This is a genomic window from Mesorhizobium sp. B2-4-14, from assembly GCF_006442155.1.
Classification (GTDB): domain Bacteria; phylum Pseudomonadota; class Alphaproteobacteria; order Rhizobiales; family Rhizobiaceae; genus Mesorhizobium.
In genome coordinates this window covers 20,398-45,587 of sequence record NZ_VFVA01000005.1, presented here as the reverse complement: position 1 = coordinate 45,587, position 25,190 = coordinate 20,398, and the positions used below count along the sequence as shown (strand labels likewise).

Annotated in this window: 28 protein-coding genes; 14 read left to right on the top strand and 14 right to left on the bottom strand. The window is 63.8% G+C overall.

The features are described from left to right. Positions 1 to 138: 138 nt before the first annotated feature. Positions 139 to 636, top strand: a complete 498-nt coding sequence (locus FJ938_RS06310) for a MaoC family dehydratase (protein WP_181168706.1) — start codon at positions 139 to 141, stop codon at positions 634 to 636. Further along, a complete protein-coding gene (locus FJ938_RS06305; protein WP_140692153.1) occupies positions 633 to 1,100 on the top strand; it encodes a MaoC family dehydratase in 468 nt (155 codons plus the stop codon). The genes FJ938_RS06310 and FJ938_RS06305 overlap by 4 nt, the downstream gene beginning before the upstream one ends. 111 nt (positions 1,101 to 1,211) lie before the next feature. Here the strand turns inward: FJ938_RS06305 and FJ938_RS06300 are convergent, their stop codons facing one another. From FJ938_RS06300 to petA, 5 genes are all read right to left on the bottom strand, one after another. After that, positions 1,212 to 1,757 carry an adenine phosphoribosyltransferase gene (locus FJ938_RS06300; protein WP_140610724.1) on the bottom strand — a complete coding sequence of 182 codons (546 nt, stop codon included), beginning with the start codon at positions 1,755 to 1,757 and terminating at the stop codon, positions 1,212 to 1,214. A gap of 75 nt (positions 1,758 to 1,832) precedes the next feature. Further along, on the bottom strand, positions 1,833 to 2,288 hold the full coding sequence (locus FJ938_RS06295; RefSeq protein WP_140692150.1) for a hypothetical protein: 456 nt from the start codon (positions 2,286 to 2,288) through the stop codon (positions 1,833 to 1,835). A 141-nt stretch (positions 2,289 to 2,429) separates the two neighbouring features. Further along, a complete protein-coding gene (locus FJ938_RS06290) occupies positions 2,430 to 3,287 on the bottom strand; it encodes a cytochrome c1 (protein WP_140692146.1) in 858 nt (285 codons plus the stop codon). 27 nt (positions 3,288 to 3,314) lie between these two features. After that, on the bottom strand, positions 3,315 to 4,616 hold the full coding sequence (locus FJ938_RS06285; RefSeq protein ID WP_140692143.1) for a cytochrome b N-terminal domain-containing protein: 1,302 nt from the start codon (positions 4,614 to 4,616) through the stop codon (positions 3,315 to 3,317). Positions 4,617 to 4,632: 16 nt separating this feature from the next. Next, entirely contained in the window at positions 4,633 to 5,193 is a 561-nt protein-coding gene (gene petA / locus FJ938_RS06280) for a ubiquinol-cytochrome c reductase iron-sulfur subunit (protein WP_140692140.1), read from the bottom strand. A 290-nt stretch (positions 5,194 to 5,483) separates the two neighbouring features. Between petA and FJ938_RS06275 the strand changes: the two genes are divergently transcribed. Further along, the gene (locus FJ938_RS06275) at positions 5,484 to 5,828 is read left to right on the top strand and encodes a cupin domain-containing protein (protein ID WP_140692137.1); all 345 of its coding nucleotides are present in this window, start codon (positions 5,484 to 5,486) and stop codon (positions 5,826 to 5,828) included. Between the two features lie 70 nt (positions 5,829 to 5,898). Beyond that, a complete protein-coding gene (locus FJ938_RS06270; RefSeq protein WP_140692134.1) occupies positions 5,899 to 6,783 on the top strand; it encodes an alpha/beta hydrolase in 885 nt (294 codons plus the stop codon). On the opposite strand, the gene FJ938_RS06265 is transcribed toward FJ938_RS06270, so the two are convergent. The 5 genes from FJ938_RS06265 to FJ938_RS29815 are packed head-to-tail and all read right to left on the bottom strand — an operon-like array spanning position 6,764 to position 11,768. Then, the gene (locus FJ938_RS06265; RefSeq protein WP_140610731.1) at positions 6,764 to 7,075 is read right to left on the bottom strand and encodes a DUF6665 family protein; all 312 of its coding nucleotides are present in this window, start codon (positions 7,073 to 7,075) and stop codon (positions 6,764 to 6,766) included. The genes FJ938_RS06270 and FJ938_RS06265 overlap by 20 nt on opposite strands. A gap of 1 nt (position 7,076) precedes the next feature. Continuing rightward, complete coding sequence (locus FJ938_RS06260) at positions 7,077 to 7,544, bottom strand: GNAT family N-acetyltransferase (protein WP_140692132.1); 468 nt, start codon at positions 7,542 to 7,544, stop codon at positions 7,077 to 7,079. A 4-nt stretch (positions 7,545 to 7,548) separates the two neighbouring features. Beyond that, positions 7,549 to 9,432: an ABC transporter ATP-binding protein gene (locus tag FJ938_RS06255; protein ID WP_140692129.1), complete on the bottom strand. Its 1,884-nt coding sequence runs from the start codon at positions 9,430 to 9,432 to the stop codon at positions 7,549 to 7,551. A 10-nt stretch (positions 9,433 to 9,442) separates the two neighbouring features. Then, positions 9,443 to 11,344 (bottom strand): ABC transporter ATP-binding protein, encoded by a 1,902-nt coding sequence (locus tag FJ938_RS06250; protein ID WP_140692127.1) that lies wholly within the window; start codon positions 11,342 to 11,344, stop codon positions 9,443 to 9,445. A 28-nt stretch (positions 11,345 to 11,372) separates the two neighbouring features. Next, positions 11,373 to 11,768, bottom strand: a complete 396-nt coding sequence (locus FJ938_RS29815) for a hypothetical protein (RefSeq protein ID WP_140692125.1) — start codon at positions 11,766 to 11,768, stop codon at positions 11,373 to 11,375. 518 nt (positions 11,769 to 12,286) lie between these two features. On the opposite strand from FJ938_RS29815, the gene FJ938_RS06240 reads away from it, so the two are divergent. After that, the gene (locus FJ938_RS06240) at positions 12,287 to 12,745 is read left to right on the top strand and encodes a tRNA (cytidine(34)-2'-O)-methyltransferase (protein ID WP_140692122.1); all 459 of its coding nucleotides are present in this window, start codon (positions 12,287 to 12,289) and stop codon (positions 12,743 to 12,745) included. A gap of 159 nt (positions 12,746 to 12,904) precedes the next feature. Next, complete coding sequence (gene soxR / locus FJ938_RS06235; protein WP_140610737.1) at positions 12,905 to 13,351, top strand: redox-sensitive transcriptional activator SoxR; 447 nt, start codon at positions 12,905 to 12,907, stop codon at positions 13,349 to 13,351. Here the strand turns inward: soxR and FJ938_RS06230 are convergent. Further along, positions 13,348 to 13,605: a hypothetical protein gene (locus tag FJ938_RS06230; RefSeq protein WP_023770299.1), complete on the bottom strand. Its 258-nt coding sequence runs from the start codon at positions 13,603 to 13,605 to the stop codon at positions 13,348 to 13,350. The genes soxR and FJ938_RS06230 overlap by 4 nt on opposite strands. A gap of 215 nt (positions 13,606 to 13,820) precedes the next feature. Here FJ938_RS06230 and hemF point away from each other — a divergent pair, with 215 nt between their 5' ends. From hemF to FJ938_RS06205, 5 genes are all read left to right on the top strand, one after another. Beyond that, positions 13,821 to 14,735: an oxygen-dependent coproporphyrinogen oxidase gene (gene hemF, locus FJ938_RS06225; protein ID WP_140692120.1), complete on the top strand. Its 915-nt coding sequence runs from the start codon at positions 13,821 to 13,823 to the stop codon at positions 14,733 to 14,735. 293 nt (positions 14,736 to 15,028) lie between these two features. Continuing rightward, complete coding sequence (locus FJ938_RS06220; protein WP_140610739.1) at positions 15,029 to 15,289, top strand: DUF1344 domain-containing protein; 261 nt, start codon at positions 15,029 to 15,031, stop codon at positions 15,287 to 15,289. A 243-nt stretch (positions 15,290 to 15,532) separates the two neighbouring features. Continuing rightward, positions 15,533 to 15,718, top strand: coding sequence for a DUF1059 domain-containing protein (locus tag FJ938_RS06215; protein WP_140610740.1), 186 nt, complete (start codon positions 15,533 to 15,535; stop codon positions 15,716 to 15,718). A gap of 291 nt (positions 15,719 to 16,009) precedes the next feature. Then, positions 16,010 to 16,588 carry a hypothetical protein gene (locus FJ938_RS06210; protein ID WP_140610741.1) on the top strand — a complete coding sequence of 193 codons (579 nt, stop codon included), beginning with the start codon at positions 16,010 to 16,012 and terminating at the stop codon, positions 16,586 to 16,588. Between the two features lie 6 nt (positions 16,589 to 16,594). Next, positions 16,595 to 17,653, top strand: coding sequence for a S8 family serine peptidase (locus FJ938_RS06205; protein ID WP_246673208.1), 1,059 nt, complete (start codon positions 16,595 to 16,597; stop codon positions 17,651 to 17,653). Between the two features lie 103 nt (positions 17,654 to 17,756). Here FJ938_RS06205 and FJ938_RS06200 read toward each other — a convergent pair whose 3' ends face one another. Genes FJ938_RS06200 through FJ938_RS06190 form a run of 3 tightly spaced genes read right to left on the bottom strand, consistent with a single transcriptional unit; the run spans position 17,757 to position 20,277 of the window. After that, positions 17,757 to 19,019: a CCA tRNA nucleotidyltransferase gene (locus tag FJ938_RS06200; protein WP_140692118.1), complete on the bottom strand. Its 1,263-nt coding sequence runs from the start codon at positions 19,017 to 19,019 to the stop codon at positions 17,757 to 17,759. Continuing rightward, entirely contained in the window at positions 19,016 to 19,648 is a 633-nt protein-coding gene (locus FJ938_RS06195) for a CoA pyrophosphatase (protein ID WP_140692116.1), read from the bottom strand. The genes FJ938_RS06200 and FJ938_RS06195 overlap by 4 nt, the downstream gene beginning before the upstream one ends. Then, the gene (locus tag FJ938_RS06190) at positions 19,648 to 20,277 is read right to left on the bottom strand and encodes a DUF1285 domain-containing protein (protein ID WP_140692476.1); all 630 of its coding nucleotides are present in this window, start codon (positions 20,275 to 20,277) and stop codon (positions 19,648 to 19,650) included. Before FJ938_RS06190 ends, FJ938_RS06195 begins: the two co-directional genes overlap by 1 nt. A gap of 142 nt (positions 20,278 to 20,419) precedes the next feature. Here FJ938_RS06190 and FJ938_RS06185 point away from each other — a divergent pair, with 142 nt between their 5' ends. Genes FJ938_RS06185 through FJ938_RS06175 form a run of 3 tightly spaced genes read left to right on the top strand, consistent with a single transcriptional unit; the run spans position 20,420 to position 25,178 of the window. Next, positions 20,420 to 21,424: a MoxR family ATPase gene (locus FJ938_RS06185; protein WP_140692114.1), complete on the top strand. Its 1,005-nt coding sequence runs from the start codon at positions 20,420 to 20,422 to the stop codon at positions 21,422 to 21,424. Next, positions 21,424 to 22,359, top strand: coding sequence for a DUF58 domain-containing protein (locus FJ938_RS06180; RefSeq protein WP_140692112.1), 936 nt, complete (start codon positions 21,424 to 21,426; stop codon positions 22,357 to 22,359). Before FJ938_RS06185 ends, FJ938_RS06180 begins: the two co-directional genes overlap by 1 nt. Next, positions 22,356 to 25,178, top strand: a complete 2,823-nt coding sequence (locus FJ938_RS06175) for a DUF4159 domain-containing protein (protein WP_140692110.1) — start codon at positions 22,356 to 22,358, stop codon at positions 25,176 to 25,178. The genes FJ938_RS06180 and FJ938_RS06175 overlap by 4 nt, the downstream gene beginning before the upstream one ends. Positions 25,179 to 25,190 lie beyond the last annotated feature (12 nt).

The window sequence follows — 25,190 nt, the reverse complement described above, 5'->3', positions numbered from 1 at the left end:
GTTTCCACTCTCACCGCCTCGCCCGGTAGGCCCTGCCGGGCCTGGCGCATTAGAAAATACTTGACCTGACCGCCTTCGGCCTGCATCCGGGAATTCCGATCCGTCGCAATCGCTCGTCTTTCAACCGGATTTTGCCTGATGACCGCAAAGATCTCTGTTTCCGAAAAGATCTCTGCTCCCGGAAAGACCTGGACCTATGATGATTTCGTCGAGGGTACGTCGCTCGACCTTGGCACCAAGCTGGTCAGCGCTGAAGAGATCATCGAATTCGCCACGGAGTTCGACGCCCAGCCGATGCATCTCGACGAGCAGGCCGGCAAGGCGTCCATCCTTGGCGGGCTGGCGGCGTCCGGCTGGCACACCTGCGCCATGTTCATGCGCATGTGGTGCGACGCATTCCTGCTGGACTCGACTTCACAGGGTTCGCCGGGCATCGACTATGTCAAATGGAAGAAGCCGGTGTTGGCCGGCGACACGCTGACCGGCCACAGCACCATCATGGCCAAGCGCCTCTCCAGGTCGAGGCCGCAGCTCGGGCTGGTCACCATGCGCGCCGAGCTCTTCAACCAGCGTGGCGAAAGCGTCTTCGAGCTCGAGAACACCGGCATGTTCCTCACCCGCGAGGCCGTCGCGTGACCCTCGACGAATTCTTCCGCATCGGCACCACCGTCACCCTCGGTTCGCACAGATTCGAGCCTGAGGAGATCAAGGCGTTCGCCCGCAAATACGACCCGCAGGTCTTCCATGTCGATGAGGAGGTGGCAAAGGACAGCGTGCTTGGCGGCCTCTGCGCCTCCGGCTGGCACACTGCTGCCACCTGGATGAAATACAATCTGGAAAAGCGTATGGACGCCGAGGGCTGGGATGGTCCAGGCCCGGTGCCGGAATTCGGTCCCTCGCCTGGTTTCAAGAACCTCAAATGGCTGAAGCCGGTCTATGCCGGCGAGACGGTGACTTTCACCCGCACCGCTGTTTCCCACCGCCCGATCACTTCACGCCCCGGTTGGCAGTTGCTGGCGCTGCGTTCGGATGCCTTCGATTCGACCGGCGACAAGGTGCTGGAATTCGAGAGCGCCGTGCTCGTGAAGGTGGGTGAGTAGCCGGTTCGCGTAAGCGAATTCATCGTGCCAGCGGCACGATGAAAGGCCGGCGAACGCCGGGACGCTGCGAAGCAGCGGGGACCCGGCAAGCAGGGTGCCGTCCTCGCCCGCTCAATGTCCCTCGAACCCGATCAGCGTCCGCACCGGCACGCCGAGTGCCTCGAGCTTGGCACGCCCTCCCAGATCCGGCAGGTCTATGACGAAGCAGGCGGCCAGGATGTCGGCCCCGATCTGGCGCAAGAGCTTGACCGCTGCTTCCGCCGTGCCGCCGGTGGCGATCAGGTCGTCGACCAGAATCACCTTCTCGCCAGGTGAAACGCCATCCCTATGCATCTCCATCTCGTCCAGCCCGTATTCCAAGCTGTAGGCCACACGCACCGTCTCGAAGGGCAGCTTGCCCTTCTTGCGGATCGGCACGAAGCCGGCCGAAAGCTGATGGGCGATCGCGCCGCCCAGGATGAAGCCGCGCGCCTCGATGCCGGCGATCTTGTCGATCTTCTGGCCGGCATAGGGATGCACCAGCTCGTCGATGGCGCGGCGAAAGGCGCGCGCATTGCCGAGCAGCGTGGTGATGTCGCGAAACAGGATGCCGGGCCTGGGATAGTCCGGAATGGTGCGGATCGAGGCCAGCAGCGTGTCTTCGAGCGAAGGTTTCATAAGACGGCTCCGGATGATGCAGCTGACAGGTGAGAAACGGCGCAGGGCCGATCGTAACCCGGCCACCGGCAACGGCTAGCGCGATGTCGCGGCCGAGACAAGCGCATCCGGCAAAGGATTGGCCTCGCTCGCTCTGTCCCACGCCTGCGCGGCGATCTTCCACTGCCCTTCGCTCTTTACCAGCAGCAGCATTTCCACGGAGCGGCTGGTCTCGGCTCCGTTCTCGGTCATCTCGGCGGCGGCGGCCGCGATCGCGATATTGCCGAAGACCTGAACGGTGACGCCAAGCACAACCTCATCGAACGTCAGCAGCGACGTCTCCGACAGAGCGCGCATCCGCGCGACGAAATCGGCGACACCGACCGGTCTTGCCGGCCGTGCGGCTGGGTAAAGGCTGGCGCCGGGGAGGAAATCACCGGCAAAATCGTCCCAGCCCGGCGCGACACCGTGGTCCCAGCTCAGACTGGCGAACTGGCGCGCGATGACAACCCGGATCGCATTCTCGTCCGCGCTGCGTTGGCTGTCCTGCATGGTCGGCCCTTCCCGGTCCGCTCCGCCGACATGAACTATAGGACCATTCCGCTGCCGCGAAAACAGTCACCGGCCGCGCTCCGCAAACCAGAAAGGGCGCCTCGCGGCGCCCTTCTGGGTTCCCTTGACTCTGCGCGCGGTTCAGTGCGCCACGCCTTCCCACACCTTGCGCTTGGTCATGTAGACCAGGGCGCCGAACAGAAGCAGGAACACCAGCACACGGAAGCCCATCTTCTTGCGGTCTTCCATGTGCGGCTCGGCCGCCCAGGACAGGAAGGCGGAGACGTCGCGGGCATATTGGTCGATGGTCTGCGGCGAGCCGTCATCATAGGTCACCTGGCCATCGGAGAGCGGCTTGGGCATCTTCAGCGACACGCCCGACATGAAGTACGGGTTGTAGTGCGTACCCTCAGGGATGACCATTCCGGCCGGCGGCGTCTGGTCGTAGCCGGTCAGAAGCGAATGGATGTAGTCGGGACCGCCGGCGTCATACTGGGTGAAGATGTCGAAGACGAACTGCGGGAAACCGCGCTCGACGCCGCGCGCCTTGGCCAGCAGCGACATGTCGGGCGGAGCAGCGCCGCCATTGGAGGCAGCGGCGGCCTCCTCATTGGCGAACGGCGCCGGGAAATGGTCTGATGGTTTGCCGGGACGGTCGAACATGTCGCCGGCATCGTTGGGGCCGTCATGGATGGTGTATCCGGCCGCCAGCGTCTTGATCTGCGCGTCGTTGTAGCCAAGGTCCGAAAGCGTGCGGAACGCCACCAAATTCATCGAATGGCAGGCCGAGCAGACTTCCTTGTAGACCTTCAGGCCGCGCTGCAGCTGCGCCTTGTCATAGGTGCCGAACGGGCCGGTGAAGCTCCAGCTCATTTCCTTCGGCTCGTTGATCGGGAAATGCGTCGGAGCCGCGGCATTGTGCGCCTCTTCGGCCGCGAATGCCGCCGTACCGGCGGCCACAAGGCCGATCAGCGCAAGTGAGGTGAGAATCTTTTTCATGCCAAATCCCCTTAGATTCTCTACCGCTCAGCCCTTGGTCTGTGGTGCGGCCGTGGCGCCCGCTGGATGCCCGCGGCCACCCTTGTTCTTCTCCAGCACCGCCTCGGTGATCGAGTTCGGCACCCTGCGCGGCGTCTCGATCAGGCCGAGCACCGGCATGACGATCAGGAAGAAGGCGAAGTAGAACAGCGTCGCCATCTGCGCCATGAACACATAGCTGCCTTCCGCCGGTTGCGAGCCCAGCCAGCCAAGCAGGATGGCATCGGCCACGAACAGCCAGAAGAACAGCTTATACCAGGGCCGGTACACCGCCGAACGCACCTTGGAGGTGTCGAGCCAGGGCACCAGGAACAGCATGGCGATGGCGCCGAACATGCACAGCACGCCGCCGAGCTTGGAGTTGATCGGCCCGATGTTGAAGGTGATGGCGCGCAGGATTGCGTAGAACGGCAGGAAGTACCATTCCGGCACGATGTGAGCCGGCGTCTTCAGCGGGTTTGCGACGATGTAGTTGTCGGCATGGCCGAGATAGTTCGGCAGGTAGAAGACGAAATAGGCGAAGAAGAACAGGAACACGATCATGCCGAACGCGTCCTTGATGGTCGCGTACGGAGTGAAGGCGACAGTGTCGGTCTTCGACTGGACCTCGATGCCGGTCGGGTTCGATTGGCCCACGACATGCAGCGCCCAGACGTGCAGCACGACGACCCCGGCGATCATGAACGGCAGCAGGTAGTGCAGCGCGAAAAAGCGGTTCAGCGTCGGATTGTCGACGGCGAAGCCGCCGAGCAGCAGCTGCTGGATCCAGTCGCCGACCAGTGGAATGGCGCTGAAGAAGCCGGTGATGACGGTGGCGCCCCAGAAGCTCATCTGCCCCCACGGCAGCACATAGCCCATGAAGCCGGTCGCCATCATCAAGAGGTAGATGATGCAGCCGAGGATCCAGAGCAGCTCGCGCGGCGCCTTGTACGAGCCGTAGAACAGGCCGCGGAAGATGTGGACATAGACGGCGATGAAGAAGAACGAGGCGCCGTTGGCATGCATGTAGCGCAAGAGCCAGCCGGAGTTGACGTCGCGCATGATCTTCTCGACCGAATCGAAGGCGAGAGTGCTGTCTGACGTATAATGCATCGCCAGCACGATGCCGGTGATGATCTGCGAGACCAGCATGATCGACAGGATGCCGCCGAACGTCCACATGTAGTTGAGGTTGCGCGGCACCGGGTAGGCGACGAAGCTGTCATAGACCAGCCGCGGCAGCGGCATGCGGGCATCGAACCAGCGTCCGAGACCGGTTTTTGGCGTATAGGTCGAGTGTCCCTCGCTCATCGAAATATCCCCTGCCTCAACCGATAAGGATCTTGGTATCGGAAACGAACTTGAATACCGGAATCGCCATGTTCTCGGGCGCCGGGCCTTTGCGGATGCGGCCGGCGGTATCGTATTGGGAACCGTGGCACGGGCAGAACCAGCCGCCGAAATCGCCTTCCTGGCCGAGCGGGATGCAGCCCAGATGCGTGCAGACCTGAACCATCACCATCCAGGCTTCCTTGCCGGGTGTGGTGCGGTTGGCATCGGTCGCCGGCGCGTCGGACGGGAGGTTGGCGTTGCGGGCGATCGGATCCTTGAGATCGGAAAGGCTGACGGCTTCGCCGTCCTTCATTTCCTTTTCGGTGCGGTTGCGCACCACGACCGGCTTGCCGCGCCACTTGACGATCAGCGAACTGCCTGGCGTCAGCGAGGAGACATCGACTTCGACCGAGGCGAGCGCCAGCGTCGAGGCATCGGGGCGCATCTGGTCGATGAACGGCCAGGCGACAGCACCGGCGCCAACCACGGCGGCCATGCCGGTGGCGACGTAAAGAAAATCTCGACGATTGGGATCGTGGATGTCGGTTGCGCTCACGGGTGCCTGATCCTTTCGCCTCTTCCGCGCCGGTGGCCGAGCCTTGTCCCCGCTCAATCACGCCAACCCGACAGCGCATGGCGAACAGGCTAGCGAATTCCTCCGGCATTTGGACTTCGGTTTATGCGTGAAGCCCGTTTTTGTCCAGACGGGTCAAGGCACATGGGCAGATTGTCGCGGGGACAAAATCCCCTGTTGCGCGGCAAGACGGCGAATGGCCGCAAAAGGCGGCTAAACAGCCGGGAAACAACCGCAAATCCAGTGTCCTTGTGCACCTCGACACAGGAGGCATGGCGCACGTCGTAGACCGCGAGGAACGGGCTGTTCGTTCCGACCGCTGGAAGGGCGAACTGCAATGCGGCGCCTGTGGCTCCAACACCTGCCTGATCTTCAACTACCTGCCCGATGTCGGCGGCGGCCCGCGCCTGCACGTCCATCCGTATTCCGAGATCTTCATCATCCGCCAGGGCACCGGCCTGTTCACCGTCGGCGATCAGGAGATCGAGGCCTCGGCCAGCCAGATCCTGATCGTTCCGTCGCACACGCCGCACAAATTCACCAATCTCGGTCCGGGGCCGCTGGAAACGACCGACATCAACGAGAACGGCACTTTCATCACCGAGTGGCTGGAGTGATGATGCCCTTGCTTGTCGGTTTCCGGTTGCCGCCTAGATTCACTGGATGGGCGGTCGACATGGCCAGGACATGCAAACCTCGGATATCGAAATCGAAGGGCTGAGCATTGCCTTGCGCGAAGCGGGCCCGGCCGGAGCGCCGGCTTTCCTCCTGCTGCACGGATGGCCACAAAGCTCCTACGCGTTCGAACGGGTGATCGGCCGGCTGGCAACCGAATACCGGGTCGTCGCGCCCGACCTGCCCTGCATCGGCGGCTCGCAGGGTTTGCCCGGGGCTGGCGACAAGAGGACCCTGGCAAGGCTGATGAGAGGCGTGGCCGAGGCTTGCGGCCTGCGGCAACTCGTGGCCGCCGGCCATGATGTCGGCGGCCAGATCGTGTTTGCCTTGCTGCGCGACCATCCCGAGATCCTCTGCGGCGCGGCGATCATGGACGTCGTCATTCCAGGCATTGCGCCGTGGGAGAAGGTCATTGGCAATCCGCGGATCTGGCATTTTGCATTCCATGCCGTCCCGGCCTTGCCGGAAACGCTGGTGAGCGGCCATCAGAGCGCCTATTTCGACTTCTTCTTCAATGCGCTTTCGAAGGACCGGGCCTCGATCCCGGATGATGCCCGGGAAATCTATGCAAAAGCCTATTCCCGGCCCGAAAGCCTCCAGGCCGGATTCGACTGGTATCGCGCCTTCCCGGAAGACGCCAAAGCCAATGCCGCACGGCCCGCGCAGCCGATCGCAATTCCGGTGCTGTATCTCAGGGGATCGGCGGAGCCCGGCGATATCGGCGACTATGTCGATGGCCTGCTCGCGGCCGGGCTTTCGGAAGTAGAGGGCGACATCATCCCCAACAGCGGACATTTCGTCGCCGATGAAAATCCCGAAGGGCTCGCCAGCCGCCTGGCGCGTTTCCACAGGGAAATCAGCGCGGCCAGCGCCGACCCTACATGGCGCCGAGCCTGACCAGCACGGTTTTCGGAATATTGTATTCGCGGATCACGGCATCGTGCTTTCGAAGGCCGCACAGTTCGCGCTGGATGAAATAGGCGTGAACGGCCACCGCGGCCTCCTTGAGCAATCGGGGGCGCAACTGCTCGTCGGCATTGTCGCGCAACCTACCCAGCGTTTCTTCAACCCGCTGCCCGGCACGCCCGAGTGCCGCCGCCTTCTCGGCCAGGATTTCATGGCCAAGCGCATCGAAGGCCGCTTCGGCGGCCGAGGCGCCGGCAAGATGAGATGGCGGACGCAAGGACATTTCAGCTTCCCTTTCCGAACACCATGCGGTGGGTGACGAATTCTTCGGCCTCCACGCGCTGAAAGCCAAGCCGCTCATAGAAAGCGACGGCTTCGCGCGGCGCCCTGGTGTTCAACACGGTGAAATACTGGCGGGCCCGATCGATGACGGTCTCGACCAGCATGCGGCCAAGGCCGGCGTGGCGGTGACGCGCGCTGACGAACAGATGCCGGACCCGGCCGTGGTCCCTGCCCTCGAAATAAGGATCGATGTTCAGCCCGCAGACACCGGCGAGCTCCGCGCCATGCCATGCTCCAAACAGCGCCTCGCCCCGTTTGAGGAACTTGTCGCGGCCGCTTGCCCAGCCATCCGCCAGGCGCACCAGCATCCAATAGCCTTCCAGCCGGCTCTCTTCCTTCAGCCTGTCGAAGGCCGGCGTTGTTGGCCGCAGTCGCCTGACCCCATAGTCGATCTTCGCCTGTCCACCCATGCGCCTACTCCGCCGGCCGCGTCTCTTCCAGCACGCTTTCCTCATGATAGAGGAAGCCGCCCGACTGGCGCCTCCATAGCCGCGCGTAGAGCCCGTCCAGCGCCACTAGCTCTTCATGCGTGCCTTGCTCGATGATACGGCCGCCATCGAGCACCACGAGGCGGTCGAGTGCGGCGATCGTCGACAGCCGGTGGGCGATGGCGATGACCGTCTTGTTTTCCATCAGCCGGGTGAGATTCTCCTGGATCGCCGCCTCGATGTCGGAATCGAGCGCCGAGGTCGCCTCGTCGAGGATCAGGATCGGTGCATCCTTGAGAAAGAGGCGGGCGATCGCCACGCGCTGGCGCTGGCCGCCCGACAGCTTCACGCCGCGCTCGCCGACGAAGGCCTCGTAGCCGGCACGGTCCCTGTTGTCGCGCAGGCCCAGGATGAAGTCATGCGCCTCCGCCTTTTTTGCCGCCGCGATCACCTCGGCGTCGGTCGCCTCGGGCATGCCCAGCTTGATGTTGTCGCGCAGCGAACGATGGAACAGCGCGGTGTCCTGGCTGACGACGCCGATATTGGCGCGCAGCGAATTCTGGGTCACCGTGGAGATTTCCTGGCCATCGATTGTGATGGAGCCGTCCTCGATATCATAGAGACGCAGGATCAGATTGGCGAGCGTCGTCTTGCCCGCACCCGATGGCCCGACCAGCCCGACCTTCTCGCCCGGACGCACGACAAGGTCGATGCCGCCCAGCACGCCAAACCCCTTGCCATAGTGGAACTCGACGCCCTTCACATCGATGCGCCCGCCGGTCACGATCAGTTCCTTGGCATTGGGCGCATCGAGCAGCCCGAGCGGCTGCGAGATCAGCGCCTTGGAATTCTCCAGCACGCCCAGATTGCGCAGGATGCTGTTCATCTGCATCATCAGGCGACCGAGAAGCATGTTGAGCCGCAGCACCAGCGACAGCGTGAAAGCAACGGCGCCGACGGTGATCGAGCCTTCGACCCACAGATAGACGGCAAAGCAGCCGATCGCCGTGATCATGATGCCCGACAGCGTCGTCAGCGCCATGCGCACCCCGGTAAGCCGGCGGGTGAAGGGACGCAGCGCGTCGAGATAGATGTCGAAGCCGTTCCTGATGTAGTGGTCATCGCCGTCGGCCGCGAACAGTTTCAGCGTCTGCACGTTCGAATAGGAATCGACGATGCGGCCGTTGATCATCGATCCTGCCTCGGCGGTCGCTTCGGCATGCTTGCGGATCGCCGGCAAATAGAGCCTGGCCAGAAAGCCGAACGCCGTGATCCAGACCACCACCAGCGCCGCCAGCCTGAGATCGAGGCCGGCGACCAGCGCCAGCGTGGTCACCGTGTAGACGACCATGAACCAGACAACCTCGATGAAGCTTTCCATCAGGTCGCCCGTCGCCTGTCCCGCCTGCCAGACCTTGGTGGCGATGCGGCCGGCGAAATCATTCTGGAAGAAGGCGTAGGACTGGCGCGAGACGTGCCGGTGCGCCTGCCAGCGCACCAGATTGTAGAAGCCGGGCGTGATCGTCTGCTCGTCGACCAGCGCCGACAGGCCGACGACCACGGTGCGGATGACCAGCACCACCGCGACCATGAACACCAGCTCAGGGCCGGCGGCGGTCCACAAAGCGTGCCAGCTGCGCTCGCCGGGAAGCTGGTCGAGAATATCGACCAGCTTCCCGACGAAGTAGAACAGGCCGGCCTCGACCAGCGGCGCGATGCCACCAATGACCAGCATGGCGAAGAAGGCGAACTTCGCCTGGCCGACATAATGCCAGAGAAAACCGCCGACGCTGGACGGTGGCCGAAGATTCGCCGGCTCCCTGAATGGATAGACCCAGTTCTCGAACCACCGATAGATGGCTGTCATCATGCGGCGGCCATCATTCTGCGGCTTGCCCCTTTGCGCCAATATCGTTGGCAACACTATCGTTGGCGGCGTCGGTCGGGATGTCCTCGAGCAGGAACCCGCCCGACTGGCGCTGCCAGAGCTGCGCGTAGAGCCCACCCCTGGCGACGAGTTCCTCGTGCGAACCTTCCTCGATGACACGGCCCTGGTCCATCACAACGAGCCTGTCCATGGCGGCGATGGTCGACAACCGGTGCGCGATGGCGATGACGGTCTTGCCTTGCATGAGCTTGTAGAGATTCTCCTGGATGGCTGCCTCGGCTTCGGAATCCAGTGCCGACGTCGCCTCGTCAAGGATAAGTATCGGGGCGTCTTTCAACATAACGCGAGCGATGGCGATGCGTTGCCGCTGGCCGCCCGACAATTTGACGCCACGGTCGCCGACATGGGCGTCGAAGCCCTTGCGGCCATTGTGGTCCGAGAGCGCGCCGATGAAGTCCAGCGCCTCGGCCCGCCGTGATGCCTCCACAAGCATCTCGTCGGTGGCGTCGGGCCGGCCATAGAGAATGTTGTCGCGCACCGAGCGATGCAGCAGCGAGGTGTCCTGCGTGACCATGCCGATCTGGGCACGCAGCGAATCCTGCTTCACCCCGGCGATCTCCTGGCCGTCGATCAGGATGCGGCCGGCTTCCAGGTCGTAGAAACGCAGCAGAAGGTTGACCAGCGTCGACTTGCCGGCGCCCGAGCGGCCGACAATGCCGACCTTCTCGCCCGGCTTCACGGCCAGCGACAGGTTTTCGATCACGCCTTTCTGCTTGCCATAGTGGAAGCGGATGTCCTCGAAACGGATCCCGCCTTTGGAAACCGTGATCTCCTTCGCATCCGGCCTGTCCTCGACCAGGCGCGGCAGCGAGATCGAGGCGATGCCGTCCTGCACCGTGCCGATGTTCTCGAACAGGCCTGACATTTCCCACATGATCCACTGCGACATGCCCCACATTCTGAGCACCAGGCCGATGACCACGGCGACCGCGCCGATCGTTACCGCCTGGCCAAGCCACAGCCACAGCGAGATGGCGGTAACCGAGAACAGGAGCAGCGCGTTCAGGATGTAAAGCGAGCCGAAAAGCACCGTCACCAGCCGCATCGACCGATAGACCGTGTCGAGGAAGCCCATCATGCCTTCCCTGGCAAAGGCGGCCTCGCGGCGCGAATGGCTGAACAGCTTGACCGTCTGGATGTTGGTGTAGCTGTCGACGACGCGGCCGGTCATGGTCGAGCGCGCATTGGCCTGTTCCTCGCCAACCTTGCCCAGGCGCGGGATAAAGAAGCGCAGCAAAAGGACATAGCCGACCAGCCAGACAGCCAGCGGCGCGGCCAGCCGCCAGTCGGCCGAACCGACGATGAACAGCATGCCGAGGAAATATACGATGACGTAGTTCAGGACATCGATCACCTTGATGACGCATTCGCGCACGGCGAGCGCCGTCTGCATCAGCTTGGTGGCGATGCGGCCGGCGAATTCGTCCTGGTAGAAGCTCATCGATTGTTTGAGCAGGTAGCGATGCACCTGCCAGCGGATGCGCATGGGATAGTTGCCCATCAGCGTCTGCTGGTTGAGCAGCGAATGCAGCCATACCGTGCCCGGCAGCGCGAACAGCACGATGAAGGCCATGCCGGCGAGCTTCCAGGCCTCCGTCTGCAGGAAGGTTTCGCGGTTCTGCCCCGACAGCCAGTCGACGATGCGGCCGAGGAAGCCAAACATCCACACTTCGGCGATGGCGATCGCCGTCACCAGCACCGCATCGGTCAGGATATAAGGCCATGCGCCGCGCGTATAATGCAGGCAGAAGGCGACCAGCGTCTTGGGCGGCTCGACCGGTTCCGACGCGGGGAACGGATCGAGCCTTCTTTCAAACCAGCTAAACAACAACATAGGTCATGCCTGTGAATCTGTTTTCCGCTTAGGCGGCCTGACGACGTACGAAGTCCCCGGACCGCATGGCGACAGGGGCCGACGGTCCGGAATCATCCGGACCGTCGGCCCTGCTTCGCGCAATATAGGGACTCGCGGGCTTTTCGCCGACAGCATCGTTCGATGATGCCGCCGGCGTGGTGCCGACAATCCGGATCTTCGCGCCGGGCCGGATCAGCCGGATGATCCGGCGCACCAGCGACGGCCGGCTCGGATCGGGAACCGCGCGCGAGAAATCGACATCCGGCAGCATGCCGCGATGCGGACGGCGGCGGACTTCGGCATGAACGGCCGACGAATAGGTGTCGCCGATCAGCAGCGCCCAGGTCGGCAGCCGGTGGATATGCAGGCTCCTCGAGCCAGGTATTCTGTAGGGATCGAACATTGGTCCGTCCTCCGTATGAAAATAGAGATGAAAAGGCGAAGCAACATCATCCGCCAGCATTCGGCCGGAGGCGCGGATTGCATCGGTCCGGACACGATGCCGAGCATCGATCTGGACACGACTGGACGAGTCGGTCCGGACACGACTGGACGAGTCGGTCCGGACATGACTGGACGAGTAGGTCCGGACGTCTTCAGGTGGGGCGTTCAGCCCTTTTGACTTTTTGAAAAACATCGCAGGATTCCTTCAGGAGCCGAAAAAACGTTTCGGCGGGAATCGGTGCGATCAAGTCTTAGAGAGTCAGGAGAATTGTCGTACCGAAACCGCCAGCAGGCAGGTAAGCCCACGGGAGGGGCGCTGGATGTGCATGGTCATCATGAAATACCCCTCCATCGGTTCGGGTTGACAATGGTGCTGACATACCCGACTTCGCAGAAAATGGCCACCCGCAGGTCCAGGAATTTCCAAAACCGCCAGCCCGCTGTGGCCGATCTGCCACTTATTAGAAGGATGCGGAAATGAACTGTCGTCTCCGCATCGCGCTCTACCAGCCTGACATTGCCGGCAATACCGGCACAATCCTGCGCTTCGCCGCTTGCCTTGGCCTTGGCGTCGACATCATCGAACCGGCCGGCTTTCCGCTCTCCGACAAGGCGCTCAAGCGCGCCGGCATGGACTACCTCGAAATGGCTGCCCTGACCCGGCATGTCGACTGGCAGGCCTTCGAGGAATGGCGTAAGGCCGGCGCGCGCAGGCTGGTACTTCTGTCGACCAAGGCGACCACCGCCTATACCAGCTTCAGCTTCGCCGACGGCGACATATTGCTGTTCGGCCGCGAATCCGCGGGCGTGCCGGATCAAGTCCACCAGGCGGCGGACGCACGGCTGACCATCCCCATGCAAGGCACCGCGCGCAGCATCAACGTCGCGCTTTCCGTCGCCATGGTGGCTGGCGAAGCCGTCCGGCAGCTCGGATAGGATCCGCTGCCCATCGACGGCACCGCCCTTGCCGCCGCCGACGACAGCGGTTTCTCCAGTCATTCTCACCCAGGCGCACATCGCCTTCTCCTTATTTGCCCAATCGATATCTCTTCGCTACAAGCTCAACTTAACTTGAGGTCAAGCGGAAAGTGGGACATGGCAGCTGTAACGGAATTGACGGTCGGCCAGGTGGCCAGGCGCAGCGGTGTCGCGGTGTCTGCGCTGCATTTCTACGAAGCGCGCGGACTGATCCGCAGCCACCGCACGTCAGGCAACCAGCGGCGCTACGGCCGCGACGTGCTGCGTCGGGTGGCGATCATCAAGGTGGCGCAGGAGGTCGGCATTTCGCTTGCTGAAATCAGTGCCGCACTTGAATCTTTACCTGAAGGCCGCACGCCGACACGTGAAGATTGGAATCTGCTTTCAACGGCTTGGCGCGATAGCCTCGACCTGAAAATCAGCCAGCTGAAGAAGCTGCGCGACGGGCTGACCGACTGTATCGGCTGCGGCTGCATGTCGATCGACAAATGCCCGCTCAGGAACAAGGGGGATCGGCTGGCTAGCGAAGGAACGGGCGCGAGGCGCCTGTTGGTCGAGCGTTAATCCGCTGCCGGCAGCCGCCTGATGGTGAACTCGATCAGATCCCCCGGACGCTCGAACCAGCTTTCGATCTCGGTCCAGTAGGCCTGTTTGGGGAAGCGCTCGAACCATTCCTTCGCCTTCAGGCGGGCGTCGGAGCGCGGCAGGACGAAGGTCTCGCGCAGGAAACCGTCACGCGGCATGCGCGCGCGTTCGGCCCGGCTCTGGTCGAGCCTTTTCTTCAGGCCATCCAGCGGCGGTCTTGCCGGGGTGCGCATGAAAAAACTCCTTGCACCGCAGCACATGGCCCCGAAACCGGACCCGCGTTTCGGAAAGGACCATGCGCCAAAACCAAGTCTTGCGGCGTTCCTTGCGCGTCCAAAGGACGCGTGGTGCCGCAATGACACTTGACCGTGTTCCCTAAGAGATTAGGGATCGCGCCCGGAAAAGACGAGTCTTTTGTGGACTCACCGCCCGCAACCGGAGACGGCACTTGGAACGACCCGAAATACCGGCTGGCCTGCCGGCCGACATCGAAGAGAAGAAGGTGAAGGCACGCCTGTGGTTCGAGGCGCTGCGCGAACGTATCTGCGCGGCCTTCGAGCAGATCGAACAGGATCTGCAAGGCCCTCTGGCCTCATGGTCGCCAGGCCGCTTTGAAAAGACGCCTTGGGAACGCGATGCCGGCAGGGGTGGCGGCGGCACCATGTCGATGATGCACGGCCGCGTCTTCGAGAAGGTGGGCGTCCATACTTCGACGGTCCATGGCGAGTTCTCGCCCGAATTCAGGAAGCAGATGCCCGGCGCCGAGGAAGACCCGCGCTTCTGGGCCTCCGGTATCTCACTCATCGCGCACCCCTGGAATCCCAACGTGCCGGCCGTGCACATGAACACGCGCATGGTGGTCACCTCAAGCCAATGGTTCGGCGGCGGCGCCGACCTGACGCCAGTGCTCGACCGCCGCCGCGCCCAGGACGATCCCGACACGGCAGCCTTTCACCGCGCCATGGAGTTCGCTTGCGAGAAGAACGCCGGCATTGCCGACTACCCGAAGTTCAAGACCTGGTGCGACGAGTACTTCTTCCTGCCGCACCGCAATGAGCCGCGCGGCACTGGCGGCATCTTCTTCGACTGGCTGCATTCCACCGAGGACAAGGGCGGCTGGAATGCCGACTTCAACTTCGTCCAGGATGTCGGACGCTCCTTCCTGGTCGTCTACAGCCACCTCGTGCGCGCCAACTTCAACGAGAACTGGACCGACGGCGACCGCGACGAACAACTCATTCGCCGTGGCCGCTATGTCGAATTCAACCTGCTTTACGACCGCGGCACCATTTTTGGCCTGAAGACCGGCGGCAATGTCGCATCGATCCTGTCCAGCCTGCCGCCGGAGGTCCGCTGGCCGTAACAAGATGGTGAGCCCGGTGTGAGCCGCATTGCTGTCCCATTTCCCCGAAATGGGGGGCGAATGTGGCGTCGGGACTTTCTTTTCGTCTAATAGCCATCGGAAAAGATTGGGCTATTTGTCGGGGCGGGTCGGGAAGCGCCGGCGGTTTGCCTAAGCATTCCAGGAAAACTGCAAAGCGGTTTTTCGTTCGGAATTGCATCAGGACAAAGCGAATCGCGACTCGACGGATCCGGATGGCCCAGGACGATGCGGGCGCCAAAAGGATGCCCGCCCTTTCCCAGGAGTATTTCGCAATGCGCAAGATCATTGTTTCGACTGCCGCGGCTGCCCTTCTTGCTTCCGGTTCGGTGGCGTTCGCCGCCGTCAAGCACACCACTGGAACGGTCAAGACATTCGACGCGGCGGCCATGAGCCTTGTGCTCGACGACGGATCTTCTTTTACGCTCTCCAAGGCCTTCAAGGATCCTGGCCTGAAGGCCGGCGAAAAGGTCAGAGTTTCATGGGACATGAGCGGCAAGAACAAGGTTGCCGAGGCGATCAAGATCGTGAAGTGACGCCTGTCCGCAAGGGCGCGGCGAGACGATGTCCGGCCTGCCGCCTGCGGTAGGCGTACGAGGGGTAAGCGTAACGGGGCGGAGCAGTGCTGCTCCGCCTTTTGCCCATTGACGGCAACCAACATCGCCCCATCTGTGTTATGCTCACCCGCTCGATGATCCGGAGGTGCAACTCGGACGGGCCACGAGCCAAAAAGCGTACCGGAGCCTGACCAGGTTTCACGGAGGAAAGGGAGAAATCCGATGAAGGAATTTCACTGCGGGTCGCTCGTTCCCGGCTGTGAATGGCACACCCGTGCCAACGAGGAAGCCGAAGTGATGCGCCGTGCCGTCGAACATATGCGCGAGACACATGGTGAGACCATCATCCGCGAGACGATGATCGAGGCGATCCGTTCGCGTATCCAGAAGGCTCGCGACGCGGCGTAGGTCTTGGCGCCTGGGTTTGTGGCAAGAGATAAGCGTCGGCGCTCAAGATTGGCTGTAAAGCAGATAGAACAGCGTTGGGCCACGGCGTCCGCGATGGCGTGCGACGCGATCGCGAACGTCATGCCGCCAGACCTCGCAGGGCCAAAAAATTATATTCGCCTTAACTAAAGTAAACCCGGCGGTAACCGATCCATGCCATTGTCGCACCGATAATCCGGCTACAGCGGGCTGCAAGAGGAGCCCGTCGCCATCAGGCACTGGTCCGGAATCGGTAGGCGAGGTGTTTCGCGCATGCGCGAAAAGTCCGGCAATCGAGAGAGTTTCCGCTCGGCGGCGCTCCTCCTGTGCGCGCTCCTTGAGGGGTCCCCGGCTATTGCCCAGGAAATGACGACATCGTTGGTCGACATCCATCAGGGCTCGCCACTCAGCGATCGCGCGAAGGGCCTGGGCAACGGCGGTTACGAACTGCAGAACGGAAACCGGGTATCGTTCAACCAATGGTACCGCGCAAGCTGGGTCGACATGCACGTGGACCTGCTGACCCAGGTCACCGAGGATACCGGCATCCTTTGGGGCTTTGGAACCGGAGAAGAGGGCGAGAAGTATCGGATCCAGCCCAGCCTGAAGCTTGGCTTCCTCACCCAGATGCATCCGAATCCGAACAGTACGCTTTCCCTGTCGCTCACCACGACCTTCGGCGGCAAGCTCACCGAAAAGGCCTGCGAAGCCGATTATGGCGACTTCGGTACCTACAGCGTCAATTGCCGCCTCGCTGCCAGCCAGATGGCACCTGAGGAAACGCTGAAATATCTGGTTAACGCTAAACCGGAGAGCCAGCATCTCTGGCTGAACTACCGTGTTAGTTTCTGATCGCCGATGCCTTGGATCGAGAAAACCATCTCGCCGAAGTTCGCGATCGCCCGTCCCAGTTTCTTGTTTGACCGGAGTTGGAACATGTCAGGTAATCACTTGAAATTCGGTATCGCCCTCGCTTTCGCCATGCTGTCGGCGCCGATCGCGTCGGCACAGGAGGCTCCCGATGCGGACGAAATGGCCGCGCTGTGCCATGGCGGCCTATCCATATGCGTGAGCGCAACAATCCCGACCGCGCGTACGCAAGCTGCCACACCAGGATGGATGAGCCCCGACGTCGGCGCCGCTTGGGCGGCAGGCTACAAGGGGCAGGGCGTCACCATGACCATCGTCGACGACTTCAGCAGTTCGTCGCGCTTCTCCGGTAACTTCGGCGTCGGGGTTCAAAACCAGCGGCACGGTGAATGGACCCGCGAGGAAGCCGGCATGATCGCGCCCTGGGCGAGCATCAGATCAAAGGATTTCTCCACAGGTTCGGCGGTCTCGCTAGCGCCCGGCCGTAACGTGCTCAACCTCAGCTACGGGATGTACACGACCGCAGGCTACAGCGTGAACCAGATCGGGTGGGCACCGGAAGAGGCGTCGATCATCTCCTATGCCAGCAGTGGATCGGCCATCATCTCAAAGGCGGCCGGCAACGACTCCGTCGCGGTCGGGGGTGTCACGAACGGCCAGCAGGACTATCTCAATCTCGCCCTGATCGGCAAGCAAACAGCAATCTTCGTCGGTGCGCTGTCGACGAATGGCACGACAACCAACAAGGCGCAGCTTGCCTGGTACTCGGACTACGCCGGCTCCAATCCGCTGGTGCAAAGCCACTTCCTTGTTGTTGGTGTCGATGGAAGCAAGACAGGCCTTTATGGCACCTCCTTCGCCGCGCCGATCATTTCAGGATATGCGGCGATAATAGGCAGCAAGTTCACCAAGGCCACGCCGACCCAGATCACCAACGATCTGCTCAATACGGCTCGGACCGACACCCTGGTCAACTATAGGGCCTCCGTCTATGGCAAAGGCGAAGCGAGCCTGTCACGCGCCCTGGCTCCCGTGGCAATCAGGTAGATGGGCAATGCATATCTCCCAAAGTGGCCTTGGGAGAACGACAGGCATCGAGACAAAGACCTGATCCAAAGCGCGGCGCGTGATCCGTTTCGACGCGACGCGTTCAGGTTTCAAGTGCCTTTGCGGCGCGCTCAAGCAACGCGCCGCGATCAAGCGCAAACCCCGCCTCGATCCATTCCGCCTCAAGGTTCTTGAGGATTTCACCGAGCTTTGGCCCCGGCGTTGCGCCGAGCGCGGTCAGATCGGCGCCCTTCAGCGGAAACACTGGTTTTTCCCATTTGAGCGCGAAGGCAAGCAGGCGCGAAAAACCGCCGGCTTCGAGCAGCGCGTCATTGTCCTCGGCGGCGCGCATCCGCACCGATGCAAGCGCCAGCCGCAGGCGATCGACAAACCCCTGCCGGTCGCCACGGTACAGCCTTTTCGCCAGTTCGCCCTCGGTCGTCCTCGACGCGACGGCGGTGGCCACCGCCCAGTGGCGCAACCGGTCTGCTTCGCCGGTCGACAACCTGAGGCGCTCGGTGAGCGTTTTCATGCGCGCGGCGTCCGGCGGCACGATCGCCTCCAGCCGCAGCATCGGATCTGTCGCCCAGCCCAGATCCTTCTCGGCCTTGGTCAGCCCGTGGATCGCATCGATGCCCCATTTCTCGCTTTCCGGCAGTGCGGCGGTCAAGACGCTCGCCTGGCGCATCCAGAGCAGCGCCCGCGAGGGATCAGGCGCCGACAACAGCTTCTTCAGTTCGGACCAGATGCGTTCGGCCGAAAGTTGCGCCAACCCGTCCTTCAGCCGGGCGCAGGCCTTCAGCCCCTCGGCGTCCGGCCGGCCTTCGCCATACCAGGCGAAGAAGCGGAAGAAGCGCAGGATGCGCAGATAATCCTCGCGGATGCGCGCCTCCGGGTCGCCGATGAAGCGCAGCCGGCGGGCCTCGATGTCGGCGATGCCGCCGACAAGGTCGACAACCGTCCCGTCAGCCTCGGCGTAGAGCGCGTTGATGGTGAAATCGCGCCGCTCGGCATCGAGCTTCCAGTCGCGGCCGAACGACACCCTGGCGCGACGGCCATCGGTTTCGACATCGGCGCGCAAAGTGGTGATTTCATAGGGCTTGCCGCCGGCGACCACCGTGATCGTGCCATGCTCGATGCCGGTCGGCACCGTTTTGAAGCCTTCCGCCTCGGCGCGGCGGACCGTTTCCTGCGGCAGGCAGGTGGTGGCGATGTCGATATCGGCGACCGCCTGGCCCATCAGCGCATTGCGCACGGCGCCACCGGCGACACGCGCCTCCTCACCGCCCTCGGTGAGCGCGCCAAGCAGGCGCTGCAGATGCTTGTCGCCGAGCCAGTCGGCCCTGCCCGCGATCGATACACTCACGCATAGAGCCTTTCATAGAGCGTGCGGATGATGCCGGCGGTGACGCCCCAGATGCGCCTGTCGCCATAGGGCATGTCGTAGAAGAACCATTCGAGATCGTTCCACATGCGGCTGTCGCGTTTGTGGTTCACCGGGTCCATCAGGAAGCGCAGCGGCACTTCGAAAGCGGCATCGACCTCGTCGGCGTTCAAGGTCAGCTCGAAGCCGGGTCGCACGATGCCCAGCACCGGCGCGATGCGGTAGCCGCTGCCGGCGACATAATCGGGCATGCGGCCGAGGATCTCGATGCGATCGCCGCCGAGACCGATCTCCTCCAAGGTCTCGCGCAGCGCCGTTGCTTCCGGGCTGGCGTCGGTCGGGTCGATGGTGCCGCCGGGAAAGGCCACCTGCCCTGAATGGCTGCGCAGCTTCTCGGCCCGTTTGGTCAACAGAACCGTCGCCTCGCCGTCATGATCGACCACCGGGATCAGGACCGCGGCATTGCGCAGCGCCTTGCTCTGGGTGAGGCGCGGGTGGCCGGGATTGAAGCGGTGATCGCCATAGTCGTCGTCGGCATGCGCTTGCGGCTGCGCGGCAAAGCGCGTGCGAAAATCCACCGATGAAAACGGCGCCGGCGCCATGTGGTCCATCACGCGCTCAGCTGTTTCAATTGGTCGGCCGGCATGATCGCGAACACCGCTCCCTTGGAGCGCACGGCGAACATCGTCCTGCCGTCGATCTCGACCTCCTCGCCATGGCCGACCAGCTCGTACATGACCGACCGCGCCACCAGCGCCTCCAGCCTGCCGCGCACCAGCACATAGGGCTTCAGGCCTCCGGTCTCGTCCTCGTCGACGAAACGCAGCGGCCGCCCCGGTCCGGCCTCGACCACGTCGCCGAGATTGGTGCGGAAGGTGATGATCTGTTCGCCGCCGCGGCCCGAAACATCCATCTCGACGGCGATGAAGGGCGCATCGGCGACGCGGATGCCGACCTTTTCCACCGGCGTTACCAGATAGGTCCTGCCGTCGGCATCCTTGCGCAGCACGGAGGAAAAAAGCTGGACCAGCGGCATGCGGCCGATCGGCGTTCCCAGGTAGAACCAGGTGCCGTCAGCCTTGATCTCTATATCGAGATCACCGCAAAAGTCGGGATTCCAGCGCTCGACCGGCGCCGCGCCCTTGCCGGCACGGGCCGCACGCGCGATCAGCGCCTCGAGGCCCCGCGCCTCGGTGGCATCGGTAAGGCTTTGTTCGCGATGTGGCGAGTGTTCCGTCATGGTCACGAAATAGTCACTGTTGTTCCGCTTGTCAGCCTAAGTCTGTGATTTAAATTCGAACATAGGCGCTACGCGAGGCCGAATCGCGGCACCTATGGTATGGTGCGAGCCGGTATTTCCAAACCAAAGGGATCGATGCGGCATGAGCGTGATGGTCAAGGAAAGCCCGATCAGCGAAAAGGACATGGTCGCCGAGGCCGAGAAGGCGCTCGCCGACATTTCCAGGATCCGCGACGGGGTCGGCCGGGTGATCTTCGGTCAGGAGAACGTCGTCGAGCGTACGCTGGTGGCGCTGCTTGCCGGCGGCCATGCGCTTCTGGTCGGCGTGCCGGGCCTTGCCAAGACCAAGCTGGTCGAGACGCTGGGCGTCGTGCTCGGCCTCGATTCGCGCCGCATCCAGTTCACGCCCGACCTGATGCCGTCCGACATCCTCGGCTCCGAGGTCATGGAGCAGGACGAGACCGGCAAGCGATCCTTCCGCTTCATCTCCGGGCCGATCTTTGCCCAGCTTCTGATGGCCGATGAGATCAACCGCGCCTCGCCGCGCACCCAGTCGGCGCTGCTGCAGGCGATGCAGGAGTATCACGTCACCATTGCCGGCGCCCGCCATGATCTGCCCTCGCCCTTCCATGTGCTGGCGACGCAGAACCCGCTGGAGCAGGAAGGCACCTATCCGCTGCCCGAAGCCCAGCTCGACCGCTTCCTGATGCAGGTCGACATTCTCTATCCCGAGATCGAAGCCGAGCGCCGCATCCTGCTGGAGACCACCGGCGTCGAGGACGCCAAGGCGACCAATGTATTGCAGGCCGCCCGGCTGAAGGAGATCCAGACGCTGATCCGGCGCATGCCGGTGCCCGAAAGCGTCGTCGAGGCGATCCTAACCCTGGTGCGCTCGGCGCGTCCGGGCCAAGGCAATGCCGAAACCGACAAGCACGTCGCCTGGGGTCCCGGTCCGCGCGCCAGCCAGGCGCTGATGCTGTGCACGCGTGCCCGCGCCCTTTACGATGGGCGCCTGGCACCTTCGGTCGACGACGTGCGCGCGCTGGCCGAGCCGGTGCTACAGCATCGCATGGCGCTCACTTTCGCCGCCCGCGCCGAAGGCACCAGCGTTCGCGACGTGGTGGCGAAGCTCGTGAAAGGGATTTGATGGCGCGAATCGGCGAGGTCCAGGCTCCGGCAGCGACGCGCGACGCGCTCGCCCGCGGCCGGTTGCGGGCTTCGCTTGTGCCGGACCTGCTGGTCGAGGCGCGCCGCATCGTCAACACCGTGATCGCCGGCTGGCATGGCCGCCGCAAACGCGGCATCGGCGAGAATTTCTGGCAGTTCCGGCCCTATGTGGAGGGTGACGCCTCGCGCATCGACTGGCGCCGCTCGGCCCGCGACGACCATACCTATGTGCGCGACCGCGAATGGGAAGCCGCCCATACGGTCTGGCTGTGGGCCGATCCCTCGCCCTCCATGCTCTACAAGTCGACGGGCGCCGGCGTCTCCAAGCAATCGCGCGCGCTGGTACTGGCGATGGCCATGGCCGAACTGTTGTCGCGCAGCGGCGAACGCATCGCCTGGCCTGGCCTGACCGATCCGTTCACCGCGCGCAACGGCGCCGAGCGTATCGCCGCCCAGTTGATGCATGCCGACGACTTGCCGGCAAAGCCTGACCTGTCCGATATCAGGCGCTTCTGCGACATCGTCATCGTCAGCGATTTCCTCGATCCCGTCGAGGAAACCATGGCCTGGCTCGACGTCCTCGCCCGCCACGGCGTGCGCGCCCATCTGATCGAGGTCGCCGATCCGGCCGAGGAAACCTTCCCCTATGCCGGCCGCACGGAGTTCACCGATCCGGAGACCGGCGACAAGCTGACCGCGGGACGTGCCGAGATGCTGGGCGATGAATACCGCCTGCTCTACACCGCCCGCCGCCAGGAACTGGCCGGCTGGTGCAAGCGGCTCGGCTGGAGCTTCACCGTCAACCACACAGACCGGCTGGCTTCCGACGCCCTGGTGCGCCTGCACATGGCAATGACCGCCGATGGCTCTTATGCCCGGCCGACCTCCGGTCAGCCTGGAAAGGCCGTGGCATGAGCTGGCTGCCGCTCTCCTTTGGCGCTCCCATGGTGCTGTGGGGCCTGCTGGCGCTGCCGGTGATCTGGTGGCTGCTCAGGCTGACGCCGCCCAAGCCGCAGACCGAGATCTTTCCGCCGCTGAAGATCCTGGCGCGCGTGCTGAAGCGCGAGGAGACGCCGCAGCAGAGCCCCTGGTGGCTGACGCTGCTCAGGCTGCTAATGGCGGCGCTCATCGTCGCGGCATTGGCCGAACCGGTCTTCAATCCGCGCGAGAAATTGCCGGCCGAGGGTGCGGCACTTGCACTGGTCGTCGACAATGACTGGGCCAGTGCCGCCGACTGGAGCAAGCGCGTCGCCACCGCCGAACGGCTGATCGCCGATGCCGGCTCCAACGGCGTGCCGGTCATCCTTGCCTTCACCGCCGAAAAGCCCAATGCCGAGATCGGCCCCTTCGATGCCGCCGCCGCGCTGAACCGGCTGCGTGCCGCCAAGCCGCGGCCGATCCCGACCGCCCGGCCCGCTGTCTATGCCCGCGTCGCCGGCGCGCTGGAGACCTTGCCCGGCGCCAGCGTCGCCGTGCTGGCCGACGGCCTGGCCGCCAAGGGCGACGAGGCCGCCTTCAACACGCTCTTGTCGAAAAATGCCGCCCGCATCGTCTGGGCAATCGCCGACCGGCTTTCCCTGACCGGCCTGACCGCGGCCGACAACCAGGTTGATGGCTTTGCCCTGACCGCCATCCGCGCGCCGGGCGATCCGGCTCCCGCGCAGGTCACCGCGGGTGCTTTCGACGACAAGGGGCGTCGCATCGCCGATGCGACGCTGACCTTCGCGCCCGGCGAAGCCACGGCCACGGGCACCATGACGGTGCCGTTCGAGTTGCGCAACGACTTCGCCTCGATCGCGCTCGACGGCGAGCACCACGCCGGTGCGGTGCGCGTGCTGGATGAAAGCTCCAAGCGCCGCCGCGTCGGGCTGCTGTCGCAGGCCGAAGCCGACCAGGCGCAGCCGCTCCTGTCGCCGCTCTACTACATCAGGCGTGCGCTGCAGCCCTTCGCCGATCTGGTCGAACCCTCCAGCGCCGATCTAGCCGACGCCATCCCGCAGATCCTCGACCAGAAGCCGGCGATGATCATCATGGCCGATATCGGCACCATTCCGGCGCAGGTCCGCCAAAGGCTGGTCGATTGGGTCGACAATGGCGGCACGCTGGTGCGTTTCGCCGGCTCGCGGCTGGCGGCCGCCGGCAATGACGACGACCTTCTGCCGGTCCGCCTGCGCACAGGCGAGCGCTCGCTCGGCGGCGCATTGTCATGGACCTCGCCACAGCCGGTGACCGAATTTCCGAAGGCCGGCCCCTTCGCCGACCTGGCGCCGCCCACCGAAGTCACGGTGAGCAGGCAGGTGCTGGCCGAGCCGACACCCGACATCGTCGAGCGCACCTGGGCGGCCCTTGCCGACGGCACGCCGCTGGTCACCGGCCTGAAGAAGGGCAAGGGCACGCTGGTGCTGTTCCACGTCACGCCCGAGGCGACATGGTCGAACCTGCCGATATCGGGCAGCTTCGTCGAGATGCTGCGCCGCATCGTGCAGCTGTCACGCAACCAGGGTGCGGCGATCGCCAATGCCGAAGCCGCCGCCACGTCGCTGGCGCCCTACCGCATGATCGCGGCCGACGGCTCGCTGGTGCCGCCGACACCGGATGCACGTCCACTGGTGCCAGGCGCCGGCGCGCTGCCGGTGACTATCGAGAATCCGCCCGGCCTCTATGGCTCGGAGACCGGTGTCTTCGCTCACAACCTGCTTGATGCCGCGAGCACCTTCGCGCCGCTGGCGCGCCCGCAAATCACCGTGCCGGTTACCACGATCCAGTATGCCTTCGATGAATCGCGCAACCTGAAGGGTGGGCTGGTCGCGGCAGCCCTGGTGCTGATGCTGCTCGACACGCTGGCGGTGTTGTGGATGGGCGGCCTGTTTTCGCGCCGGCCGCGCCGTGCCGGCGCGGTGGCAACCACCGCCGCGATGCTGATTGCGCTTGGCGCGCTGTTTGGCCATGCCGATCTGGCCCGCGCCGATGACGCCAAGCCGGGCGACGAGGCCGCGATCGCGGCGATCTCGAAGACCCGCATCGCCTATGTGCTGACCGGCGTGCCGGGCGACGATTCGATCAGCCGCGCCGGGCTCGAGGGCCTGACCCGTTTCCTGATCGAGAAGACCGCCCTGGAACCGGGCGCGCCAGCCGGCGTCGACATATCGAGGGACGAACTATCCTTCTATCCCCTGATCTACTGGCCAATCAATCCGGCGGCGCCCATGCCGAGCCAGGCCGCGATCGCTCGCATCGACGCCTATATGCAGCAGGGCGGCACGGTGCTGTTCGACACGCGCGACCAGTTCGCCAACGGCATCGGCGCCAATTCCACCAGCCCTGCGACGGAACGGCTGCGCGACATCCTCGGCAACCTCAACGTGCCGCCGCTGGAGCCGGTGCCGTCGGACCATGTGCTGACAAAATCCTTCTTCATCCTGCCCGAATTTCCCGGCCGTTTCGCCGGCAGCCCGCTCTGGGTCGAGGCATCGCTCGACGCCAGCAATGCCGACAACCGGCCGGTGCGCACTGGCGACGGCGTTTCGCCGATCATGATCACCGCCAATGATTTCGCCGGCGCCTGGGCGGTCGACGAGAATGGCGACCCTCTGCTGCCGACCGTGCCGGCCGACCCGATGCAGCGCATGTATGCGTTGCGCGCCGGGGTCAACATCATGATGTACATGCTGACCGGAAACTACAAATCCGACCAGGTGCATGTGCCGATACTGCTCGAACGGCTGGGGCAGTAGGATGAGGTTCTT